General features: G+C 49.8%; 19 protein-coding genes, 4 pseudogenes and 1 riboswitch. Of the genes and pseudogenes, 7 read left to right on the forward strand and 16 right to left on the reverse strand.

The genetic code is table 11. The features are described from left to right. Positions 1–96: 96 nt before the first annotated feature. Together ACWGOO_RS03710 and ACWGOO_RS03715 are read left to right on the forward strand one after the other, a co-directional pair. Positions 97–825 carry an MBL fold metallo-hydrolase gene (locus ACWGOO_RS03710; protein WP_452481481.1) on the forward strand — a complete coding sequence of 243 codons (729 nt, stop codon included), beginning with the start codon at positions 97–99 and terminating at the stop codon, positions 823–825. Between the two features lie 73 nt (positions 826–898). Further along, the gene (locus tag ACWGOO_RS03715; RefSeq protein WP_452481482.1) at positions 899–1,987 is read left to right on the forward strand and encodes a M24 family metallopeptidase; all 1,089 of its coding nucleotides are present in this window, start codon (positions 899–901) and stop codon (positions 1,985–1,987) included. Positions 1,988–2,058: 71 nt separating this feature from the next. Here the strand turns inward: ACWGOO_RS03715 and ACWGOO_RS03720 are convergent, their stop codons facing one another. The 9 genes and pseudogenes from ACWGOO_RS03720 to cobD form a co-directional block, all read right to left on the reverse strand. Beyond that, on the reverse strand, positions 2,059–2,757 hold the full coding sequence (locus tag ACWGOO_RS03720) for a queuosine precursor transporter (RefSeq protein ID WP_452481483.1): 699 nt from the start codon (positions 2,755–2,757) through the stop codon (positions 2,059–2,061). A gap of 103 nt (positions 2,758–2,860) precedes the next feature. Further along, positions 2,861–4,480, reverse strand: a complete 1,620-nt coding sequence (locus ACWGOO_RS03725; protein ID WP_452481484.1) for a cobyric acid synthase — start codon at positions 4,478–4,480, stop codon at positions 2,861–2,863. Between the two features lie 39 nt (positions 4,481–4,519). Further along, positions 4,520–4,968 (reverse strand): annotated as a pseudogene (locus ACWGOO_RS03730) (adenosylcobinamide-GDP ribazoletransferase); the annotation flags it as partial. Then, positions 4,969–5,147, reverse strand: a pseudogene (locus tag ACWGOO_RS03735) (nicotinate-nucleotide--dimethylbenzimidazole phosphoribosyltransferase); the annotation flags it as partial. Positions 5,148–5,222: 75 nt separating this feature from the next. Further along, positions 5,223–6,089, reverse strand: coding sequence for an ABC transporter ATP-binding protein (locus ACWGOO_RS03740; RefSeq protein ID WP_452481485.1), 867 nt, complete (start codon positions 6,087–6,089; stop codon positions 5,223–5,225). Next, positions 6,086–7,132 carry a FecCD family ABC transporter permease gene (locus tag ACWGOO_RS03745; RefSeq protein WP_452481486.1) on the reverse strand — a complete coding sequence of 349 codons (1,047 nt, stop codon included), beginning with the start codon at positions 7,130–7,132 and terminating at the stop codon, positions 6,086–6,088. Before ACWGOO_RS03745 ends, ACWGOO_RS03740 begins: the two co-directional genes overlap by 4 nt. Further along, complete coding sequence (locus ACWGOO_RS03750) at positions 7,129–8,133, reverse strand: ABC transporter substrate-binding protein (RefSeq protein WP_452481487.1); 1,005 nt, start codon at positions 8,131–8,133, stop codon at positions 7,129–7,131. The genes ACWGOO_RS03745 and ACWGOO_RS03750 overlap by 4 nt, the downstream gene beginning before the upstream one ends. Positions 8,134–8,337: 204 nt before the next feature. After that, a riboswitch (cobalamin riboswitch) is annotated at positions 8,338–8,531 on the reverse strand. Positions 8,532–8,658: 127 nt separating this feature from the next. Then, a pseudogene (locus tag ACWGOO_RS03755) lies at positions 8,659–8,973 on the reverse strand (cobalamin biosynthesis protein); the annotation flags it as partial. A gap of 51 nt (positions 8,974–9,024) precedes the next feature. Further along, positions 9,025–10,128: a threonine-phosphate decarboxylase CobD gene (cobD, locus tag ACWGOO_RS03760; protein WP_452481488.1), complete on the reverse strand. Its 1,104-nt coding sequence runs from the start codon at positions 10,126–10,128 to the stop codon at positions 9,025–9,027. 161 nt (positions 10,129–10,289) lie between these two features. Between cobD and ACWGOO_RS03765 the strand changes: the two genes are divergently transcribed. Together ACWGOO_RS03765 and ACWGOO_RS03770 are read left to right on the forward strand one after the other, a co-directional pair. After that, a complete protein-coding gene (locus tag ACWGOO_RS03765; RefSeq protein WP_452481489.1) occupies positions 10,290–11,291 on the forward strand; it encodes a lipoate--protein ligase in 1,002 nt (333 codons plus the stop codon). A gap of 162 nt (positions 11,292–11,453) precedes the next feature. After that, positions 11,454–12,254 (forward strand): Cof-type HAD-IIB family hydrolase, encoded by an 801-nt coding sequence (locus ACWGOO_RS03770; RefSeq protein ID WP_452481490.1) that lies wholly within the window; start codon positions 11,454–11,456, stop codon positions 12,252–12,254. Between the two features lie 113 nt (positions 12,255–12,367). Here ACWGOO_RS03770 and ACWGOO_RS03775 read toward each other — a convergent pair whose 3' ends face one another. Continuing rightward, positions 12,368–13,279: a DMT family transporter gene (locus ACWGOO_RS03775; RefSeq protein WP_452481491.1), complete on the reverse strand. Its 912-nt coding sequence runs from the start codon at positions 13,277–13,279 to the stop codon at positions 12,368–12,370. Between the two features lie 133 nt (positions 13,280–13,412). Here ACWGOO_RS03775 and ACWGOO_RS03780 point away from each other — a divergent pair, with 133 nt between their 5' ends. Beyond that, positions 13,413–14,906 (forward strand): aminotransferase-like domain-containing protein, encoded by a 1,494-nt coding sequence (locus tag ACWGOO_RS03780; protein WP_452481492.1) that lies wholly within the window; start codon positions 13,413–13,415, stop codon positions 14,904–14,906. Positions 14,907–14,915: 9 nt separating this feature from the next. On the opposite strand, the gene ACWGOO_RS03785 is transcribed toward ACWGOO_RS03780, so the two are convergent. Continuing rightward, positions 14,916–15,686, reverse strand: a complete 771-nt coding sequence (locus tag ACWGOO_RS03785; protein WP_452481493.1) for an MBL fold metallo-hydrolase — start codon at positions 15,684–15,686, stop codon at positions 14,916–14,918. A gap of 150 nt (positions 15,687–15,836) precedes the next feature. Further along, on the reverse strand, positions 15,837–16,898 hold the full coding sequence (locus ACWGOO_RS03790; RefSeq protein ID WP_452481494.1) for a sulfate/molybdate ABC transporter ATP-binding protein: 1,062 nt from the start codon (positions 16,896–16,898) through the stop codon (positions 15,837–15,839). 226 nt (positions 16,899–17,124) lie between these two features. Here ACWGOO_RS03790 and ACWGOO_RS03795 point away from each other — a divergent pair. Next, positions 17,125–17,256: pseudogene (locus ACWGOO_RS03795) on the forward strand (YjbQ family protein); the annotation flags it as partial. Positions 17,257–17,425: 169 nt separating this feature from the next. On the opposite strand, the gene ACWGOO_RS03800 reads toward ACWGOO_RS03795, so the two are convergent. The 3 genes from ACWGOO_RS03800 to ACWGOO_RS03810 all read right to left on the reverse strand — a co-directional run bounded on the left by ACWGOO_RS03800 (position 17,426) and on the right by ACWGOO_RS03810 (position 20,150). Then, on the reverse strand, positions 17,426–18,007 hold the full coding sequence (locus ACWGOO_RS03800) for a TetR/AcrR family transcriptional regulator (protein WP_452481495.1): 582 nt from the start codon (positions 18,005–18,007) through the stop codon (positions 17,426–17,428). Positions 18,008–18,012: 5 nt separating this feature from the next. Next, entirely contained in the window at positions 18,013–18,645 is a 633-nt protein-coding gene (locus ACWGOO_RS03805) for a YigZ family protein (RefSeq protein ID WP_452481496.1), read from the reverse strand. Positions 18,646–18,794: 149 nt separating this feature from the next. Next, complete coding sequence (locus ACWGOO_RS03810) at positions 18,795–20,150, reverse strand: glucose-6-phosphate isomerase (RefSeq protein WP_452481497.1); 1,356 nt, start codon at positions 20,148–20,150, stop codon at positions 18,795–18,797. A gap of 252 nt (positions 20,151–20,402) precedes the next feature. Here ACWGOO_RS03810 and ACWGOO_RS03815 point away from each other — a divergent pair, with 252 nt between their 5' ends. Further along, positions 20,403–21,302: an NAD(P)-dependent oxidoreductase gene (locus ACWGOO_RS03815; RefSeq protein WP_452481498.1), complete on the forward strand. Its 900-nt coding sequence runs from the start codon at positions 20,403–20,405 to the stop codon at positions 21,300–21,302. A gap of 111 nt (positions 21,303–21,413) precedes the next feature. Here the strand turns inward: ACWGOO_RS03815 and ppnP are convergent, their stop codons facing one another. Continuing rightward, positions 21,414–21,728 (reverse strand): pyrimidine/purine nucleoside phosphorylase, encoded by a 315-nt coding sequence (gene ppnP, locus ACWGOO_RS03820; RefSeq protein WP_452481499.1) that lies wholly within the window; start codon positions 21,726–21,728, stop codon positions 21,414–21,416. Positions 21,729–21,866 lie beyond the last annotated feature (138 nt).

Genomic DNA, 21,866 nt, shown 5'->3' on the forward strand with positions numbered 1-21,866 from the left:
AAGAAAAACAAAAGCTTCAAAGCTTGGTCAACCCATTAAACAACATGAGACGAGGAGGTGTGCTTCGGAGTTTACGAGATTCTGAAGCAGCTTAATATGAATATTGGAACTCAAATCTTGATTCTGGAAGTACCTATTGAATCCTTTTTTGGAAAGACAACAATTTATCCTGTACTGCTCAAGGATGAGGACGGGCTTACACTCATTGACACAGGGATGCTCGGTCAATTGGAGCCATTACTCAAGGCTATGGCAGATGTGGGAGAGGATATCAGCCACCTGAAGCGAATTATTTTAACGCATCAGGACATTGATCATATCGGGAATGTTCATGCACTAATGGACTTGCTGCCGAATACCGCTCTATTGGCTCATAAGGATGATATTCCTTATATGACAGGAGATCGGCCGTTTGTGAAGCTGACGCCGGAACGAATCAATCAGATGGATACTGCGTTCAAGCAGCAAGCAGAAGATATGATTCGCCGCCTGCCGGACTTGCGCTTTGCCCATATTCTTGAGGATGGTGAGCATCTACCATATGGTGGGGGAATACAGATTATTCATACACCCGGCCACACGCCGGGGCATATCAGTTTGTATGTGCCCGCGCAAAAGCTGCTTTTGGCGGCGGACGAGCTCCTTGTAGTTGAAGGCGAACTGGTCGGCCCTGCTGAATCGGCTACACCGGATATGCCACTAGCCTTGGAAAGCCTCGGTAAACTGACTGTATTGGATGTCGAGAAGGTGCTGTGCTACCATGGGGGTTTTTATGATCAGAATGTACAGGCACGTCTACAGACATTAAGTCAGGAACGAGACTAAAGTCAGTCAGATCTACAAACAAATATGTAATAAACGTTATCATGAATCCATGAGTAGAAAGGGATACATCTGTATGAATGATAAGATAACCCGGTTGTATGATGAACTGAAGTCACAGTCATGGAACGGATTGCTCGTCACTGATCCCAAGCATATCTACTACCTGACCGGCTTTGCCAGTGAGCCGCATGAGCGATTTCTCGGCTTGGTGCTGCTTCGGGACGAGGAGCCTGAACTGATCGTGCCTGCACTGGATGCAGAGGCGGCCTACGCTGCTTCTTCCGTGACTCGCATCTCCACCCACACAGATACAGACAATCCTTATGATCTGCTGCGCCAACGCACTGGTGCTGGGGTGAAGATGTTCGCCTTGGAAAAGGAACACGTCTCCGTACTCCGCTACGAGCAGCTACATACTGCCATTGGCGCGGCTCAATATGTGGATCTCGGTCCCGTGCTTCAGGATATGCGTGTAAGAAAAACACCTGAAGAAGTACAGCGTCTGAAACATGCCGTACATTTGGTGGAAGACGCACTTCGCCACGGCCTGACCCATGTGCGTGAAGGCGTGACAGAAGTCGAGCTGGTAGCCGAAATCGAATACCAGATGAAGAAAATCGGCGCAGATGGCCCGTCCTTTGACACCACGGTACTGTCTGGACCCAAAACAGCTCTGCCTCATGGTGTTCCGGGCACACGCAAGCTGCAACACGGCGATCTGCTAATGTTTGATATGGGCGTATATTCAGATGGTTACGCCTCAGACATTACGCGCACTTTTGCTTTTGGCAAGCTGTCAGCTGAGCTGGAGGTGATTTATCAGACGGTACTCCGCTCGAACGAGGCTGGTATTGCCGCCATTCGCCCGGGTGTATCCTGCGCGTCCGTAGACCAGGCAGCACGTGCAGTTGTAGAAGCTGCCGGGTATGGTCCCGCCTTTAACCATCGGGTTGGACACGGCCTTGGCATGAGCGTTCACGAATATCCGTCTGTGCATGGCGGCAATGAAGACCTGCTTTATGAGGGCTTCGTGTTCACTATAGAACCCGGCATTTACGTGCCAGGCCTCGGTGGTGTGCGGATTGAGGATGACGTTCTGGTCACCTCTGACGGCGTAGAAGTGCTGACTTCTTTTCCGAAAGAGCTGACGGTGCTGGGATAAAGCTAATTGCATTCATTACATTTGTGTCTTAAGAAGCCAAGTTAAAAAAAGAGGGGCAACCCCAAGCCAAATTACGGCTTGAGGGTTTGCCCCTCCTCTTCTGCCAAGCGGAAGTTGCGTGCGATGTACAATATCGGTGTACCCGCCGCGGTTAGTACAAATTTTAAGATATAGGTGGTGAACAGTAGCTCCAGCCATATTCCCCATTCATAGCCGTAAAAGGCGATGCTGCAAAAAATGAGTGTATCCATAAACGAGCTAATCATCGTGCTGCCATTGCCGCGAATCCAAAGCTGGTGACGTTCCGGGAAAAACTTGCGAATCCAGGAGTATAGACGCACGTCCAGTAATTGGCTAACCGCATAAGCTGTCAGGCTGGCAAGTGCAAGTCGTGGTAATAATCCGAATAATTGCTGCATCGGCGCCTGGGCAAAGTCTGTTGCATTAGGCTGAAACACCAGCGCCATCTGCATCGTTAGCGTCGTCATAATCAAGGTGAAAAATCCGAACCACACAGCTTTACGCGCCTCTTTGGGCCCATATTTTTCATTCAGCAAATCGCTGGCCATATACATAGAGACATACATCGTGTTTCCCAAAGTCGTCGTAATACCCAGCAGATCAATGGTTTTGGTTACCTGAATGTTGGCAAGTACAGTAGCCACACCAATCCAGGCGTACAACCCTTTTTTACCGAATAAACGATAACATAACAAAAAGAACATAAAATTGACGAGGACAAAAGCTGCCCCCCATAGCAAATTAAACATGAAATCCTCCTAGTTTTGATAGCGCGGGATGGTTGCGAACCGCGGTTCTTCCGAAGCAAGCCGGAAAGACATTATTTTAATGTTATACGGTCATCTATGAAGGTTAAGAGCCCATCCCCATTATGCGGTAGATTCGGTCCATGTCCAAATGAGCACGCACCACCTCAGCAACACGGTCAAACTCACGTTCCTTGGCTTCACGTACATTAAAGGTGCTGTCCAGCGCTGCCAAGCCCTTGGCTTGTCTCAATCCATCCAGCCAGGAACGACGAAAACGATCATTATCAAACACACCATGCAAATAGGTCCCCCATACTTTACCATCCCCTGTTCCCCAACCTTCCTCAAAGGCCGTTCCCTCGCCGCGACGGATATGGAATAACGTGTGCATTGGGTTCATTCCCTCGGCACGATCTGTAGGCGCGTGTGGTTCCGTAACACATTCCGTAACGCCCATATGTATTTCATAGCCTTCAATCATCGGCGCGGGAGCAGAATCCGAATCGGGCGCCGTATTTAGCGACAATGGACAGTGATTAGATAAGGTTCCCTGTACGCGTACCGTTTGCTTTTCCTTTAAGAAGGTCGTGGAAAGAGCCAGCCAACCCAATCCTTCTGCCTGCTGAGGCAACCCGGATTCGACCGCTTCGGGATCAAACAAGGCAGTACCGAGCATCTGATAGCCTCCGCAAATGCCAACCAACTGCGTGCGTCCCGCATTCATAGCCTCCCGAATGTCCTGCTCCAGACCTCTTGTCCGCAATTCAAGCAGGTCGCCAATCGTGTCCTTCGTCCCCGGTAAAATAATAGCATCAGGTACACCCAGTTCTCCGGCCTTCGTGACATAACGTACACTTACATCCGGCTCTGCGGCCAAAGCATCCGTGTCTGTAAAATTGGAAATACGCGGATAGCGAATGACCGCAATGTCCAGCGCTTTATCCTTTGCAGGCAGCTTGGGCTTCTTGTCCAGCACCACGGAATCCTCTGCCTCAATGCGGATATCCGGTAGATAGGGCAGCACGCCGAGTACAGGAATACCGGTCCGTTTCTCCAGCCAGTCCAGCCCCGGCTGAAGCAGGGACAGATCCCCTCTGAACTTGTTAATGACGAATCCACGAATACGCTGCACCTCATGCGGCTCCAGCAGTTCAATCGTCCCTACCAGAGATGCGAAAACACCGCCACGGTCGATATCCGAAATAAGCAGCACTGGAGCGTCCGCCCAGCCCGCAAGATTCATATTTACAATATCGCGGTCCTTTAAATTAATTTCTGCCGGACTGCCTGCCCCTTCCATAAGCACAATGTCATAGGTATCACGCAGCCGATTCAGCGCGTCCATGACCGTCTGCTTGGCTTGCGGCAAAAATTCCTTTCGGTAATCGGAAGCACTCATATATGCATAAGGCACACCGTGAACAATAATTTGTGAATGCATATCCTTAACCGGCTTGATCAAAATCGGGTTCATGTCGGTCGTTGCTTCAATTCCGCAGGCTTCTGCCTGCACACCCTGAGCGCGTCCAATTTCTTTGCCGTCCTCGGTGACATAAGAATTTAGCGCCATATTTTGTGACTTGAACGGTGCGGGACGATAGCCATCCTGCGTGAATATACGGCACAATGCAGTGGTCACCACGCTTTTGCCCACATCCGATGCTGTGCCCTGAAGCATAAGCACTGCTGCGGGATTCGTGCGGGACGGTTCGAAATTTGACAATGGCCTCTTCCCCTTTTACCAATTCATTTAAACATCTGCTTACAGTCCATGCAAAATCACAATAAACAGCAATAAAACGGTCTCCAGCAATTCGTTCAAGGCTCCGTAAATATCCCCCGTCAGCCCACCCAAACGGCGGTTAATACGGCTTGCTGTGAAGCTTCCAACACCATTGGCCAGCAGCGGCAGCAGCAAAAAGCCTGTCCAAATGGCTAATTCACCCGGATGAGAAAGGATTGACTGCCAATCCGCTGTAAAAGATGTATTGCCTATGCCGCCTGTTTCTGTGAACTATCCGGCAATGATACATTGCCCTGCTGCGGCACCCAACGTGATAAGTACAGCCCGGAACACAGCCAATTCGACACGTCTGCCAGTCATATCGGAAAAACGCGCCGCCAGCGCTTCATCGCGCTTACCATAAACCAGCGGCTCCAAACCTTCGGAAGCAGCAATAAACCGGACAGATCCCGTTCAGACAGCACCGTACGGTCAAACTCAGGCTTGTTAATCTCTGTAATGCCTGCCAGTTGTATAGCCAGACTTTCCAGCTTTCCAGAACTTCCCGATGGCTTCGTTAATTGATCCAGGTGCTCCGACGCCGCCAAGGCTACCGCCCCATCCGGCTGTCCAATGCTGGCGACAACTGCCGGAATTTTTCATTCATACCTTCCACTCCCTGCCCCCTATATGTGTTTAGCGATCTCATCATAAATTCTGTTGTTTCACCACTTTACTCCAGTTAATCAAGTCGTTCGCCCCGACCAGCTGCATCCCTTGCACTTCTTCGCAGTAAAAGCTGCGGCACACCACTATCCGGATGAGGCAACATTACAGGCTCAACGCCATACACATGGCGAATTCGCTCCTCTGTTAACAACTCTAATGAAGCTCCTAGCCCCTCAACCATTCCGTCCTTGAGCACAAGCAAGTCATCACAAAACTGGGCAGTCAAATTAAGATCATGCAGAACAGAAATAATCGTCACACCCGTTTCCCGGCGCCATTCCGCCAGCAGCTCCATAAATTCAAGCTGATAGCGTAAATCCAGATAGGTTGTAGGCTCATCCAGCAGCAAAATCTGCGGCTCCTGCACCATCACCTTCGCCAAAGCCACACGCTGCCGCTGTCCCCCGCTCAAACGGTCTAACGGCCTGTCCGCCAAGTTGGTAAGACCCAGCCTCTCCAGCACACGATCCGTAATGATTCCCGAGTCCATCCCTTTTTTCTTATCCACCTTTTCTCTACCAAACCAGTCCTGATGGGGAAAACGTCCCATTTCCACGACTTCCCTTACCGTGTAACCCACCGGGGGGAGCCCCTCCTGCTGGAGCACAGCTACAAGACGGGAAAGCTCTTTTCTGCCATAGCTACTGACCTTTCTACCATATATAAGAACGTTTCCCGAAGTCGCGTGATCCACACCGGAAAGCAGATGCAGCAGCGTCGACTTTCCACTGCCGTTCGGACCGATGATGCCCCACCAATCTCCTTCGTCTACACTCCAGCTTATATTTTTTAACGCACGGAATTCCCCAAAATCACGAGTCAGACTGGTAATCTCCAACGCCCGGACTCGCAGTGCCTGTGGTCCACTTGGTTCCTTCACAGCAATCCCCCCCTGCGCAGCTTCTTGTTCCGGTACAGGAGATATGCGAAGAACTGTGCGCCGACAAAGGCGGTCATGACACCAAGCGGAATTTCGGTTGGAGCCAGTAGCGTACGTGCCGCGGTATCGGCCCAAGCCATGAAAATAGCCCCGCCCAGCGCGGATAACGGAACAATCATCCGATAGTCGGGGCCCGTCACCAGACGGATGATATGCGGTAGAACGAGTCCCACAAAGCCAATCACTCCACATACCGAAACAGCAGCGGCTGTCAGCAGCGTGGATACGACAAGCACAGAAAGCTTCGTGGCATCTACGTTAACCCCCATATGAGCCGCTTGACGTTCGCCCAAAGCCAAAATGTTCAGCACTCGTGCCCGGTTCCACAGAAACACCAGCCCAATGACCACATAAGGTAAAAGGATGCCTGTATACGACCAGCCGCGCAGACTGAGGCTTCCCATTGTCCAGTACAAAATTTCATTGACCGTCTCCTTCGACATGGCTGTCAGAAAGGAAACGACCGCTCCCAGAAAAGATTGCATCACCACGCCCGATAAAATGAGGCTTTGCGTCGGGATTTTCCCGCCTTCCCGCGCCAGTGTAAGCACCAGCCACAACGTCAGCATTCCGGTCGTAAATGCCACCAGCGGCAGCGTCCATACGCCTACAAACGAAAATTGAAGCCCCCAATAAATCAGCACCGCTGCCCCTACCGAAGCACCCGAGGATACCCCCAGCGTGTACGGATCAGCCAGCGGATTGCGCAGCACACCCTGAAATCCGGCTCCCGCCAGCGCAAGCGCTGCGCCTACCAGCATTCCCAATAAGACACGCGGCAGTCTGATCTTCAAAATAATCTGCTCTGTGGATGGATTCCAATCCGGTGTAAACGTCTCACCTAACCACGGCAGATGGTTGACCAGAATACACGTGATTTGGCTGACGGGAAGCTTGACCGAGCCGATGCCGAGACAGAGCAGCAGCGTCAGCAGCAATAAGGCAAGACCTGTCCCTCCAAAGCCAATCAGTCTACGATTCATTTGAAAATTTCAGGATATACGCCCTTGGCCACTTCCTTGAGACCTTCCGTTACGCGCGGACCCGGACGACTGATCAGATTATCATCCACGGCAAACACCCGGTTGTGACGAACAGCCGATATTTGATCCCATCCACTACGGGCTTTGATAATATCGCCGAGCGTCTGGCCAGTTTTGTCGTCCTTGACATTTTTGCTGTATAAAATTACGTCTGGATTGGCCGCAATAATATTTTCCTCATTGATCTGGTACCAGCCCTTTTGGGTTGCAGCGACATTTTCCCCGCCCGCCAAAGAAATCAGCTCATCCATAAACTCGCCCTTACCGACCGTCCAACCGGGTGAAAATTCGACGTATACTCTCAGCTTCTGCCCTTTACCGATATTTTCAACACCGTTTTTCACTTCCGCTACATCTGCTCTCATCTTGTCGGTTACCGCTCTAGCCTCTTTCTGATGGTCGGTAATTTTCCCATATAGTTCAATATTATCCATGACATCTTCAACCGTTTTCGGCTCGGTTTTAAAAATCATAATTCCCAAGTCACGCAGCTTGGTCGTAGACTGCTCACTGAGTGATATCCCTGCAAAAACGACTTCCGGATTCGCAGCAATGATCGCCTCTTCATTCGGCTTCATAATACCGCCCACTTTGGGCTTCTTCGTAGCTGCTTCCGGGTAATCGGAATAGTCGGATACGCCGACAATTTCCTTATCCAGTCCGATGGCAAACAGCGCCTCGGTTTCAGCCGGAGAGACGGAAACGATTTTGTCCGGCGCTTTTTTGAACGTAAACTCCTGTCCGGTCGCATCCTTAATGGTCAGCGGGTAGACCGTTTTGCCCGGAGGCTCCTGAGCGGTTACTGTCTGTCCCGGTTGCTGTGAGGCTTGAACCCCTTTATTTTCAGCGTTCTTTCCGTTAGCTCCACATGCACTCAGCACAACCACCAAGATCAGAGCCAATAAGCCTGTGGTCCAGACCTTTAATTTATTCCCTGCCATGATTTACACCCCTCCATATAAATTCTTTTAAGAGCGTTACTTGAACATCATCCGATATCTGCTAAATCCAGCCTTCTTTTCCTTTCAAAAAAACCCTGCATCCTCAGGTAAGGACACAGGGGTCACATTAGCGCAGCTCGTACGCAGGCGGCAGTTTCTTCCGCATGGACAGTCACTGCGAACACGTCATCCTTTCCGAGGACTATGGTGACAGGCGGACGGGCAGGTATCCTGACTTACAGAAACATGCGACAGCCTACTGCTCCTTCATATGCTTTGTGGCACATAAAGCATAGCGGGCTGGCATTTTTCCATTTACAGTGGCGGGACCGCGCCGGATTCACACCGGCTTCCCTTTTAACAGCGCACTGGAAAGAACCCGAGGGTTTCATCCCACTGCGCCAACCTCGTCTGCTGGATATTTGATGTAGTGTTGGTCAAGCCGTTCTTTTACTTGATGATTATAGGTTAAAAAAGACGGGCTTACAACCCAAACCGCCTGTTTTTTACCTGCCCTTATCTGACCTAAAAAGAAAGCACCTTTCCTATCCACTGGTGTCGCTCTCCCAGCCTCAACCGAATCGTAATGGCCGCTCCCGGCTTCGGATTCAGGCTCCAAAAAACATGACCCAGTACCAGTATACAAGCCAACTGACGAATCACTCCACCATGCGTGACGACCAGAACAGAAGGTAGAGCATCAGACAAAATGGGTTCCCCCTTCAAGCCAACCATGGAATCGAGAGTATTCACGGCACGATAAGCCAGAGCTCATGGCACTCCCCCGATCAAGGTATAGAAAAGCGGGGAAATAATCGCGTCCACGATGTTTTCAGCCACCTCGGATCGCCGATCAGCCTGTCCAGAAGATATGCAGCCATCATGATCAAGCTAACTGTCACGCCGCCGTTCCTCTTCCAGCACTTCGCCCAATACAGACAGCAGCATACCGTTGGCTTCCGCGTCCTTGACCGCAATTCGAAAATGGCTCGTCGTCAGCCCAGGATACATGGCACAGCTCCGTATAAGAATCCCGCGCTGTCCAAGCGCCTGCTGAATGGCCGATGCGCTCCACGTCCCCGGCGCTCGTGCCAGCACGTAATTCGCTTCACCGGGGATGACACCGCAGCCCCATTCCGCCAAAGCGGTCAGCAGACGGCTGCGCTCCGTAGCTATCAGCTCCTGCGTGCGGCGCTCGTACGCCTCACCACTCCGCAAACACGCCTCACCAGCCAGCAACGCCAGTCCGTTCACGCTCCAGGCCACCTGCTTGGCCGTCATTCGCCGGATGTAGTCCGGATGAGCAATCGCATAGCCCAGACGCAAGCCCGGAATCGCATAAAATTTGGTCATCGACCGGATTAAAATCACATGGGGATACCGATCCAGCACAGGCAACAGTGAAATTTGCCGCTCCTGCGGGATAAAATCAATAAATGCTTCATCCACCACCAGCACAGTGCCCGTTTTCCCCGCCCCCTCTGCCAGCTCGCGCAGCTCCTGATCACCGTATTGTACACCGTTCGGATTATTCGGCTGACCGAGGAACAGAACATCCACCTGCCCCATGAGCTGGAGTATGTCTTCAACATCCGCCTTCCATTGAAGCGAGGCCTTGCCGTACACCCTGCTTACCTCGGCTCCAAATTTACCCGCTAGCTCGGCATATTCCGAAAAGCACGGCTCCACCGTGCCCACACGTTTGGGAGCCAGTCCCAGTAACAGCAACGCTATGCTCTCAGCCGCGCCGTTTCCGATACTCAGCGACTCTGGTGGAACATGCAGTCGCCGCGCCAGCATATTTTTAAAATTCCGGTGTCCAGGGTCTGGATAGCGAACCACAGTGTCCAACGCGCTTTGCAGCACCTCAAGCACCTCCGGTGGCGGACCCAGCGGATTAATATTTACGCTAAAATCCACAAAATCCGCAGCCGCCCCGCCGAATGTCGCCGCAGCCGTCTCCCTGTCCCCGCCGTGACCGTAAACCTCTATCATTGCCTATCATTCCTTTCCGACCGTTCCGAATCATTTAGCTCCATTATGGGGCTGCTTTTCGCGTCCCGTCAATGCAAATGAGCTTTTGTGTATCGCTCACTTGGGATACAATAGAAGGAGGTACACATAAAACTACACAGGTTATATACGGAGGAATGGACATGCTGTTCATCGACAACCAGGGCATACACGACCCAACCATTAATCTTGCCATTGAGGAGTACGCGCTCAAGCATCTTCCGCTGGATGACAGCTATCTGCTGTTTTACATTAATCAGCCTTCTATTATTATAGGCAAGCATCAAAATACCATTGAAGAAATCAACGCCGAGTTTGTCAGAGACAACAACATTCAAGTCGTTCGTCGCCTGTCCGGTGGCGGAGCGGTATATCATGACCTCGGTAATTTAAATTTCAGCTTCATTACCAAGGATAACGGGGAGTCCTTTCATAATTTCCTCAAATTCACACAACCTGTCATTGACGCCCTGCGCCAAATGAATGTGGAAGCCGAAATGACCGGCCGCAACGATCTTCAGGTCGGTGAGCGCAAAATTTCAGGGAACGCCCAATTTGCCACGCGCGGACGCATGTTCAGCCACGGTACATTGATGTTTAACCTGAATCTGGATAATGTGGCTACATCACTGCATGCCAATCCCGAAAAGTTTAAATCCAAAAGCACTAAATCTGTCCGCAGCCGCGTCGCCAACATCAGCGAGCTAATGGATCGTGAGATGACCATTGAGCAATTCCGCGAGGAGTTGTTGCGTTACATATTCGATGCAGAGCTGGATCAGGTACCCCAATATAAGCTAACCGATGCCGATTGGGCCAAAATCCATAAAATTTCCGCTGAGCGCTACCAATTGTGGGACTGGAACTACGGGCAATCTCCTGAAAGCAATATCAAGCACACACGTAAATTTCCGGTCGGCATTATTGATATCCGCATGGATCTCAAGGAAGGCTACATCCGTGATATTAAAATCTACGGCGATTTCTTCGGTGTGGGTGACGTCGCTGATATTGAAAATATTCTGCGCGGCAAACGCTACGATGAAGGTGAGGTTCGTCAAGCCTTGTCCTCTCTCGATTTGAAGCATTATTTCGGCAATATTGAGCTGGACGATTTTGTCGGACTCGTATTTTTGGAAGACTAACAGTTTCTTTTTTCCATGGATTCAATCCAATTCTTTAGTGGTTATAAGGGGACAGGCTCTTAAAGGAGTCGTCCCCTTTTCATTCTGATATTGTCATTTTGAATATTATAAGATACAATTTGAACATTGCCCCATGATAGAGATAAAGGAGAGAATACCGATATGTATAAATTAATTGCTATTGATATTGATGATACACTCATTAACGATCAGAAAGAAGTTACTCCTGCAACGCAACTGGCGCTTGAAGCTGCTGTAGCCAAAGGTGTCGTGGTTACACTTGCAACAGGACGTGCTTATGCATCTGCCAAACAACTCGCCCGCCAAACTGGCTTGAACGTTCCAATCATTACGTACCAAGGTGCCTTGATTAAAAACCTGCTGGACGAAAACGTGCTGTATGAGCGTTATGTTCCGCTCGTGGCCGCACGTCGCTTGCATGAATTCTGCGTGGAACGCAATCTGCATCTGCAAACGTATATAGATGACAAATTGTACACACGTGAAGATAATCAGAAAATCAAGGATTACACCGAGCTGAACAATACAGAATATTTTGTAGAGCCTGTATTCAGCAAAGTGGTAGCATTGCCTACTCCTAAAATGCTGATTATTGATGAGCCGGAAGTGCTGGACAAGCTGATCCCGGAACTTCGCCAGCTACTCGGCAGTGAAGTGCATATTACCAAATCCAAGCCCCATTTTCTGGAAATCATGCATCACGAAGGCACCAAGGGCCACGCTCTTACCTTCCTTGCTAACCATTATGGCTGTGATCTGTCCGAAACAATTGCGATCGGCGACTCCTGGAATGATCACGAAATGCTCGAATGTGCGGGTCTCGGCATAGCGATGGAGAATGCCATTCCTGATTTGAAAAGGCTGGCTGATTACATCACTAGCAGCAATAACGAAGACGGTGTTAAGCACGCCATCGACAAATTCGTGCTGAATGCTGAATAATTGAGATCAATGAAGCAGCACAACAAAACCTCCAAACGTCGCATGTTCAGTAACACGCGGCAGCTTGGAGGTTTTTTCTGTCAAATCATAGGATGCCTAACAAATTCAACATATCAGGCAGCAGAACGCACCTTTCGCCTGTTCACCAGACGGATCATTCCATTGTTCATAAGAATTAATCCGGTCATAATGAGCAGCACCCCCGCCAGCATCCACCAGCTTACCTGCTCTCCGTACAACAACGCTCCCAACCCCACCGCAATCGGCGGTGAAATATACAGCCACGTCGTCGGGAAAAGAGGATTTGTACGCTCCATGAGCCAGTAGAACAGTGTATGTCCAATCATCGACCCAAACAGAATCAGGTACAATAAAGAGCCCATAGCAGGAAGGTACTGCCACCCCTCAGAACTCCACGGCTCCGTAATCGCAGACAGTACCAGCAGCATCCATCCTCCATGCAGCATTTGCGCCGCATTCAGAGCAATCGGGCTCGTTTCACGAAATACATCCATCACCCGCTTGGAATAAAGAGCGCCCCCGGAATAACAGAGCTCCCCCAGCAAAATGACAAGGCATCCTGCTAGCCACAGGCCACTGATCTGAACTACCAATCCGGGCAGCAGCACCAGCACCACTCCGAGAAAGCTAATCATGCAGCCAATGACCGTAATCCGCGACGTTTTTTGCCTTAGAAGCATGGATTGCAAAATAACGATCATCATCGGTCCGGTAGCTGACAAAATGGCTCCGATGCCCGAGCTGACATATTGCTCTGCCCAATACAAGGCCGAAAACGTACCGAAGGTCGTGCCCACTCCAATGAATACCATTTCCTTCCGCCATAATAACGACCAGCGAACCTTCCCCGTCAGCTTCATGGCGATAAACAATATAGCCCCTGCTGCGAAAAAACGCACGCCTGCCGACAAAAACGGCGGAAGTCCTGCTTCTACCCCCACTTTTATAGCCAAAAACGTTGTACCAAAAATAAGACACATTACCGTAAACGCGATACCAACCATGATACGTCCCTCTCCCTTCAGCTGCTTTCAAGCATACAGGGAGACAGATAGAACAGATGTGTAACCACAGAACAGTTGTATGAGGTTTTGAGATGTTTTATAGTAAAATACACACAAAAGGAGCGTGGACAGCGTGGGCAAGAACAACAGCGAATTACTCTTTTCGGCCGATCATGCCTTAAAGCTATATGAGCAGGTTATCCATTATGTGACTGTGCGGATTGATCGCGGGGATTGGCAAGCAGACACGAAGCTGCCGTCCGTACGAAGCCTGGCTCAGGAACTGGGTGTACATCGGCTAACCGTTTTCCGGGCATATCAGGAGTTGAAGCAACGGGGAATGGTCTATGTAAAGGACAAATCAGGATATTACGTTCTTGCTTCCCAAACGCCCCGGCATGCGAAATATGCTGGCTACTCGGGGCATTCGTCCATTGATCTCACGTTTCACTCCGAATCGGCTCATGCAGCAGATGATCCGTCTGTTTCAGCCTGGAGGGGAATGGATGGACTTAGCCGCGTTCAATCGGTGAATGCGAATTTTCAGTTTTCCAAAGCGCTGATTGACCCGTCTCTCCTGCCCAACCGATTTTGGGGAGAACTGATGATGAAGGTATTTGAAAAGCATCCGAAAGTAGCGGCCACCTATTCCTCTGTACAGGGCGATGCCGAGCTTCGGGATGCGATGGCGCAACATTTTAGTGTCGATAAGCATTTTGCATTGTCACCGGACGAAGTGCTGATTACCTCCGGCGCTCAGCAGGCCATCGACCTGATTTCCCGTTCTCTGATCCGGACAGGAGACCGCGTGTTGACCGAGCGTCCCGCCTATGGTCCTGCTATGGAAATATTCCGCAGACAAGGTGCCCGTCTGACGATGACCGATATCCGACCGGAAGGTTATGACATGGAACAGATTGAATGGTGCATGAAAACAGAAAAGCCACGTGTGTTCTATATCAATCCAACGTTTCATAACCCGACTGGCTTCACGGTACCCGATGAACAGCGCAAACATCTGCCCGAGCTGGCCGAGCGCTACGGTTGCCTTATTGTCGAGGACGACAGCACCTATGACATCAGCTTTGGGCAAAAGCCGCCGTCACCTATTTTTGCTTATGATATTTCGGGAAGCGTCGTCTACATTCGCAGCTACAGCAAATATGTCGCGCCAGGTCTGCGAATCGCAGCCGTGACCTGCCGACCACAGCTCATGAACAGCCTGTTGAACGTCAAAGCGCTGGTAGATAACGGCTCGCCACTGCTGAATCAGAAGCTGTTCCTGCAATATTTTCAATCTCCACGCATGCAGCAGCATCTCAAAAAGCTATGTATCGCGCTCCAGATTCGCAAGGAAACGATGGAAGACAGCCTTCGCGATTCCGGCTGGACATGGACCAGCCCGGCAGGCGGTCTCAGTCTGTGGCTCCAGTTGCCTTCTACATTGAAACCAAATGAACTGCTCGCCAAATGTGCGCAGGAATCGGTCACCTTCGTACCGGGTAATGTATTCGATCCGATTGGCGTGGAAGGCAAAACGCATGTGAGATTGTCCTATTCGTATGCCAACGAGCTGCAAATCAAAGAAGGTATAGCTACCCTTCTCCGGATCAGCCGGACGATGTAAGGGACAGCATTACTCCAATGGCAGGCTCATACCGGTCTGTGCCAGGCTGATCCCTTCCAGAAGCCCGTAGTTGCGTGTGACATCCACATCATGAGACATATGTGTAAATACCGTGCGGTTGGGTTTGAGTCTTCCTATAAGCTCCTGAGCTTCCAGCATGTCGTATACCGAGCGGGTCGCATATTCAGCCTCCTCATGATAAAAGCTCGTTCCCAGCACGAGCAAATCCAGATTGTGCAGGGGCAGGATTTCCGCATCATTTAGTCCGATCGAATCCGAACAATAGGCCCACGAGAAGCCGTCCTTTTCCAGTCGATAAGCGTAGGCATAACCATTCTTCCCGTGATTCACACGCCATCCCTGGATATTCCATCCCCCAAGTTGCACTCCCTGATCGACAGGGATAAGGTCAAGATGCCCCGGAAGCCAGGAAAATTGACGCAGGATCGTGTCGATTACCTCTTGTGGAGCGTACAAACGGCCTCTGTTACCCGTCCAGCGACAGGCATCCGCCCATTCTGGCAGTCCTCCAATATGGTCAAAATGTGCGTGCGTCACGAGGATTGTACGGCTGAAGCGAAGCCCGCGCATTTCCATCTGCTTGCGCCAGTCCGGGCCGCAATCAATCATAAAGTCCTCCGTCCCACTTTCGATCAGCACAGACGATCTCAGCCTTACATTCGCCCCTGTCGTACGAGCCTCTGTGCATACGAAACAATCACAATATACACGCGGAACCCCCATCGCATCCCCCGTGCCAAGAAAAATAAGCCAATTCATGGTTTAACTCCTATCTATCTGGATGTTTTTACTATTATTATAGCGAACACATCAGGTTTACGTAAATCCTGCCAGCGCCCAACGCCAAAAGGAGCATGCCCAAACCTTGAAATCAGGCTGGACATCCCCTCATGCGTGATCATTTTATGATTAAATCATGATAGGCATTGGATCTTTCTTCAGGCGGTTTTCCACCATCCAACTGGACTGATCGTTATACAGATAAGCCCGATGCACCAGCACACGCACCTGCTGACCAGGCTCCAATGTGGACTTCTCCAGCGAACGGTACGTCATGAGCCGATGATCCCCGACCTGTACTTCAACCATCCACTCACTCCCCCGAAAATGCAAATGCTTCACAATGCCTTCCTCGGTCGCCGACAGAAGCGCAAACTCCTCGCTCGGTCCAACATCAATATACTCCGGACGGATCAAGGCACGTGCTCCCACTCCAGCAGCTTGATCGAAGCCTTTGAGATTCCCCGCCTGTTCGATCACCGTCGATTCTCCAATAAAGGAAGCTACGAAAGGGGTCCCCGGCTTTTTATAAATATCCCAAGGTGTTCCCTTCTGCTCCAGCCGTCCCTGATTAATTACCATAATTTCATCTGCTACTTCAATTGCCTCATCCTGATCATGGGTGACGAAAATCGAAGTGATCCCCACCCGCTCAATCAGCTCCCGCAGCCAGGTACGCAGCTCCTGACGGATCTTGGCATCAATGGCTGCAAAAGGCTCATCCAGCAACAATAATTGAGGCTCCGGTGCCAAAGCGCGCGCAAAAGCAACTCGCTGTCGCTGTCCACCAGACAACTGATGCGGATAACGGTGCTCGAAGCCTTTGAGTCCTGTCAGCTCGACCAGCTCTGTGACGCGTTCCTTGATGCGGAATTTAGAGCTTTTTTTCACTTTTAGACCAAAAGCAATATTGTCATACACGCTCATGTGCTTAAACAAAGCATAGTTTTGAAATACAAATCCGATTCCACGCTCCTGCGGGGCCAACTCGTTTACCCTTTTTCCGTGAAAACGAATTTCTCCCGCATCCGGTTGCTCCAGACCCGCCAAAATCCGAAGGATGGACGTTTTACCGCCACCACTCGGACCGAGTAAACCAATCAGATGACCCGCTTGAATATCAAAGGATACGTCCTTAACCGCATGAAAACTACCGAAATGCTTGTTTAAACCCCTTACCTCCACATGCATAACCGTACACTCCCTTTCCACTTCTGAACCTGTGTCGGAACAGCAGCATCCTTGCTTACCGCAAAGCGCGTACCCATTTGAAATCATTTTATTATTCCAATGTATATACTATGTTTTTCTTATGTGATACTTTATCAAAGGAAAGCTTTCGTCGTCAACTCTATATATTACGTCGGCTGTTAAATGGGTAGAGTAAAATGGGTAAAATATAAGAAGAAGGGAGAGCACCACGGAACCCCCTCAGACTGTCATTATTCATGATGGAAAGTTGCTGCTCGGACGGTGGCAGGGGCTTTATTTTTGCGAATTCGACGGGCCACGCAGACGTCAGTATTATGTAAAAATCATGAGAGGCTGACCATGCAAAAAAAACAGACGATGATGTTCTCCTGCTGGATGCATCATCGTCTATTACAATCTTAATCGCTTTCGCAAAGTACCGTAATGATAAGGCACCGTCATGAAGTGAATATACCCAGAAAAGTGTCCTACAGATTCATAGCCGAGGCATGTGATTGCAGGTACGCTCATAGGTTTCTGCACAGCAGCTTTACATGTGCCAAAGCAGCGGGCCTGATCTCTTCAAAAGTTAAACCATCCTGAATGTAAAAGGACACAAAGCCGTGCATAGACAAAAACAGACTTTTCGGTACTCGTGAGCATTCCTCCTCTGGATGTCCTTGATCACTTAATTCCTGACGGATCATGGACGCGAATAATTCTACACAACGGTTTTGCTCCGTGCGACAGTAAGCGAACAGTTCTTCATCGTGCATCATGAACATAATTTCGTACTGATAAGGATTTTCCAAGCCAAAACGGATGAACTTCAGCATCAAGTGCTCCAGTCTGTTCAGACCATCATCCGGCGTGCCTGTTGCTTCTTGCAGTAGAATCCCGCGTAACGTATTAAAATCCTCAATCACAATGGCGTAGAACAGTTCAGCCTTCTCTTTAAAATGATAGTATAACGAACCATGACTGTAACCCAGATGTTGGCCAATGCTGCGCATTGAAATAGCACGGTAGCCCTTGGTAATAAACAAGTGCCTAGCCGCTTCCAGAATCCGCCCTCTTGACAACTCCTGTTCTACTGCTCTTCTAGCCATATTATTTATTCCCCTTCAATAAAGTAAAGCTGCTCTCCCTCCGACACAAGCAATTGTCCCTGTGTCAAGTCTGTTATCCAGTTGCTGAAGGATTCCGCATCACCAGCCAGCGGCAGACAGGTTAAGGTAACTTTATCCGTAAACATGGTTTCTCCAGTACGGATGCTGCGATTCCGCAATTCATTTTCCACTTTGCCCAACCAGGTGTAATCCAATTTCACGAAAATTTCACGATGCAGCACACGCGTAATCGCATCCCCTGCCTCGATTGCTGCAACAGCACCGTCTGAATATGCACGAATCAGACCGCCTGCTCCCAGCAAAATCCCCCCAAAGTAACGGGTAACGACAATCGCCACATTTTTCAGCTTCTGGTTACGAATAACCTCCAAAATGGGCTTGCCCGCCGTACCGCTCGGTTCTCCGTCATCCGATTGCTTCTGAATTTCGTCTCGTTCTCCGATCATGTAGGCAGAACAATTATGGGTTGCGTTCCAATGCTCTTTTTTAATGCGCTCGATAAAAGCCGCCGCTTCTTCCTCGGTCTGAACAGGCTGGATGTGGCCGATAAAACGGGATTTCCGGATCACAATTTCCTTGCTGCCGGAGTCGCGTACAGTTCGGTATTGTTCCAACATATCACAAATAACCTTCCTTACTTCATTTTACAGGAAAGCAGTCCCCCGCTTCTGGCAGCTGGTGAACTGCTTTCCTGTACTCTATTTGGTGCTAGACGCTATAACGCTCCTATCTGAAATCCTGTTTCGGTCAGGAGTTTACAGCTTCCTTATTCGGACAATCTCGCTTCAAGCTCAGCCTTTTGCTCTTCGAAGCCTGGTTTACCCAACAGAGCAAACATGTTTTTCTTGTAAGCTTCTACGCCCGGTTGATCGAACGGATTCACACCCAACAGGTAGCCGCTGATGCCGCAAGCTTTTTCGAAGAAATAAGCCAGGTACCCGAAGGAGTAAGGGCTCAGGTCAGGAATGTTCACGATCAGATTCGGTACTTGTCCGTCTGTGTGAGCCAGCAGTGTACCCTGGAATGCTTTTTTATTTACAAAGTCCACCGTTTTGCCTGCCAGGAAGTTCAGTCCATCCAGATCATCCTCATCTGCTTCGATGGTGATGTGGCTAGGTACATTTTCCACTTGGATAACCGTCTCGAACATGTTACGGCTACCTTCCTGGATGAATTGTCCCATGGAATGCAGGTCAGTCGAGAAGTCGACGGAAGCAGGGTAGATCCCTTTGTAATCCTTGCCTTCGCTTTCGCCGTACAATTGTTTCCACCACTCGGAAACGAAATGCAGGGACGGCTCATAGTTCACGAGAATTTCAATGGCTTTACCTTTGCGGTACAAAGCGTTACGAACGGCTGCATATTGGTAAGCCTCGTTCTCAGCTACATTCGGATTGCTGTATTCCTTGGAAGCGTCTGCCGCCCCTTGGAGCATTTCCTCAATGTTAATACCAGCTGTAGCAATCGGCAGCAAGCCTACTGCTGTCAGCACGGAGTAACGGCCACCTACATCATCAGGAATAATGAAGGATTCGTAGCCTTCCTCGTTAGCCAGTTTTTTCAGAGCGCCACGTTCTTTATCTGTTGTTGCATAAATGCGTTTGCGCGCTTCTTCTTTACCGTATTTTTTCTCCAGAGCCGCACGGAATACGCGGAAAGCGATCGCTGGCTCTGTTGTTGTACCTGATTTAGAAATGACATTCACGGAGAAGTCTTTTCCTTCAATCAGTTCCAACAGATGATTTACATATGTAGAGCTGATGTTGTTGCCTGCAAAATAAACAGCTGGGCCTTTGCGCTTGTCCTTAGGCAGTGCATTATGGAAGGAATGCGACAGCATTTCAATCGCAGCGCGTGCGCCAAGGTAAGAACCGCCGATGCCGATGACGATCAGCACTTCGGAATCACTTTGGATTTTAGCAGCAGCTTTTTGGATGCGTGCAAACTCTTCTTTATCATAATTGGTAGGCAAGTCAATCCAACCCAGGAAATCGGAGCCTACACCGGTTTGGTTATGGAGCTGCTCATGAGCCAGCTTGATGGGTTCTGCAAAATAATCAATTTCGTGCTGCCCTACAAAGGAGAGCGCTTTGGTATAATCAAAAAGAACTTTTTTAGACATGTTTAAAACCTCCTGTTTTGTATTGCTAAGACTATGCATACGAACATAAGGACTTAGGAATAGGATACTTTAATTTGCAGAGCCTGACAAGCTTGCGTTACCTGTGTGTCCGGTGCCTTTGCCAAACCCTAGTGTAGATAGGGCGGCGTACCCATGCTACAATATATGGAGATCAACCTGTTTAAACAGTCAATTCAAGCCGAACTCGCATGTGCATCTTACGGCAACCTCCAACAAGAAAGGTGATTAGCTATGAAAAACATCGGATTTATTGGACTGGGCACCATGGGCGCCCCGATGGCATCCAATCTGCTGAAGCAGGGATATGGAGTCACGGTCTACAATCGCACCGCCTCACGCTGCCAACCACTGGCAGAGCAAGGCGCACGTACGGCTTCAACGCCTCGTGAGGCGGCTGAAGGTCAACAGCTGGTCATTACCATGGTCAGCGATGATCACTCGATCCGTGATATCTACTACGGCGAAGACGGCGTGTTTGCCGGTCTTACGTCTGGTGTAACCGTGATGGACAACAGCACCATTTCACCTGAACTGGTCAAACAACTAGCCATCGAGGCGGACAAGCTGGGCTGTTCCTTCATTGATGCTCCGGTAACGGGCAGTAAGCCTGCTGCTGTGGACGGTACGCTCGTGTTTATGGTCGGCGGTGACGCGGAGGCCATTGCCGCACAATCAGACGTTTTTGATACTCTGGGCAAAAAAGTGCTCCACATGGGACCGAATGGCAGCGGGGCCGTAGCCAAGCTCGCACATAACACGATGGTCGGTATTAACAACCTCGCTCTGGCTGAGGGCTTTGCCATCGCCGCCAAATCCGGTATTCCGGCGGACAGCTTCCTTGAGCTGGTACAGCTCGGATCGGCAGGCAGCAAGGCTGCTGACCTGAAAGGACGTAAAATTATCGAGCATGATTTCAGCAACCAGTTCTCACTTGCCTTGATGCTCAAAGACTTGAAGCTCGCTGCTTCGCTGACGGATAGCCTGTCCATCCCGACGCCTATGCTGTCCATTGCCAAAAGCCTGTTTCAAGCCGGGCAAACGCAAGGCTACGGCGACGAGGACTTGTCCGCTGTCGTGAAGACCTATGAGGCGTGGATCGGTCACACTATTGGCGGTAAGCCACTCAAATAAGCCGCATCCTTCTTTTTAACCATGTTGCTGTGCTTTTGTACATATCGCGTAGCTTATAGGGTAAGTACACTTGGCTTAAAGTCGAGTGGTGCTTGCCCTTTTTTCACTAACTTATTCCGGGTAAGAACAGCAGTAATCTGTTACGCTTCGTACTTCCAGCTTAAAGGAAGATTGCGCAGGCACGTGGAACGTTGCCGTTCCCTGTATTTCCAGCCATTGCTCAGTATCCGGAAGCAGTACTTTCAAATCCCCAGCCAAAATCTCCATGATCTCATGAGAATCCGTGCCGAATTCATACGTTCCCGGCAGCATAATCCCCAATGTTACCTTACTGCCATCACCCAAAATAACCGTACGGCTTGTGACCTGACCGTCGTAATATACATTTGCTTTTTTAACTACGCTGACTCCATCAAACTGTGTCATTCGTTATCCCCCTCATCTGCTCATCAATTGTTGAATGAATATTTATGGATCATAACATAAATTTGCTCCAAGCCTCAGTATGAAAATACGCACGGCTGCAAATTTCCTCGATGTATGAAACAAACAGCCGTAAGCCTT

Source organism: Paenibacillus sp. NPDC055715 (assembly GCF_053617595.1).

What these genes read in the sequence shown, in the direction of transcription:
- ACWGOO_RS03710 (WP_452481481.1), top strand. Translation starts at nt 97, where the DNA reads ATGAATATTGGAACTCAAATCTTGATTCTGGAAGTACCTATTGAATCC.
- ACWGOO_RS03715 (WP_452481482.1), top strand. Translation starts at nt 899, where the DNA reads ATGAATGATAAGATAACCCGGTTGTATGATGAACTGAAGTCACAGTCA.
- ACWGOO_RS03720 (WP_452481483.1), bottom strand. Translation starts at nt 2,757, where the DNA reads ATGTTTAATTTGCTATGGGGGGCAGCTTTTGTCCTCGTCAATTTTATG.
- ACWGOO_RS03745 (WP_452481486.1), bottom strand. Translation starts at nt 7,132, where the DNA reads ATGAATCGTAGACTGATTGGCTTTGGAGGGACAGGTCTTGCCTTATTG.
- ACWGOO_RS03750 (WP_452481487.1), bottom strand. Translation starts at nt 8,133, where the DNA reads ATGGCAGGGAATAAATTAAAGGTCTGGACCACAGGCTTATTGGCTCTG.
- cobD (WP_452481488.1), bottom strand. Translation starts at nt 10,128, where the DNA reads ATGATAGAGGTTTACGGTCACGGCGGGGACAGGGAGACGGCTGCGGCG.
- ACWGOO_RS03765 (WP_452481489.1), top strand. Translation starts at nt 10,290, where the DNA reads ATGCTGTTCATCGACAACCAGGGCATACACGACCCAACCATTAATCTT.
- ACWGOO_RS03770 (WP_452481490.1), top strand. Translation starts at nt 11,454, where the DNA reads ATGTATAAATTAATTGCTATTGATATTGATGATACACTCATTAACGAT.
- ACWGOO_RS03775 (WP_452481491.1), bottom strand. Translation starts at nt 13,279, where the DNA reads ATGGTTGGTATCGCGTTTACGGTAATGTGTCTTATTTTTGGTACAACG.
- ACWGOO_RS03785 (WP_452481493.1), bottom strand. Translation starts at nt 15,686, where the DNA reads ATGAATTGGCTTATTTTTCTTGGCACGGGGGATGCGATGGGGGTTCCG.
- ACWGOO_RS03790 (WP_452481494.1), bottom strand. Translation starts at nt 16,898, where the DNA reads ATGCATGTGGAGGTAAGGGGTTTAAACAAGCATTTCGGTAGTTTTCAT.
- ACWGOO_RS03800 (WP_452481495.1), bottom strand. Translation starts at nt 18,007, where the DNA reads ATGGCTAGAAGAGCAGTAGAACAGGAGTTGTCAAGAGGGCGGATTCTG.
- ACWGOO_RS03805 (WP_452481496.1), bottom strand. Translation starts at nt 18,645, where the DNA reads ATGTTGGAACAATACCGAACTGTACGCGACTCCGGCAGCAAGGAAATT.
- ACWGOO_RS03810 (WP_452481497.1), bottom strand. Translation starts at nt 20,150, where the DNA reads ATGTCTAAAAAAGTTCTTTTTGATTATACCAAAGCGCTCTCCTTTGTA.
- ACWGOO_RS03815 (WP_452481498.1), top strand. Translation starts at nt 20,403, where the DNA reads ATGAAAAACATCGGATTTATTGGACTGGGCACCATGGGCGCCCCGATG.
- ppnP (WP_452481499.1), bottom strand. Translation starts at nt 21,728, where the DNA reads ATGACACAGTTTGATGGAGTCAGCGTAGTTAAAAAAGCAAATGTATAT.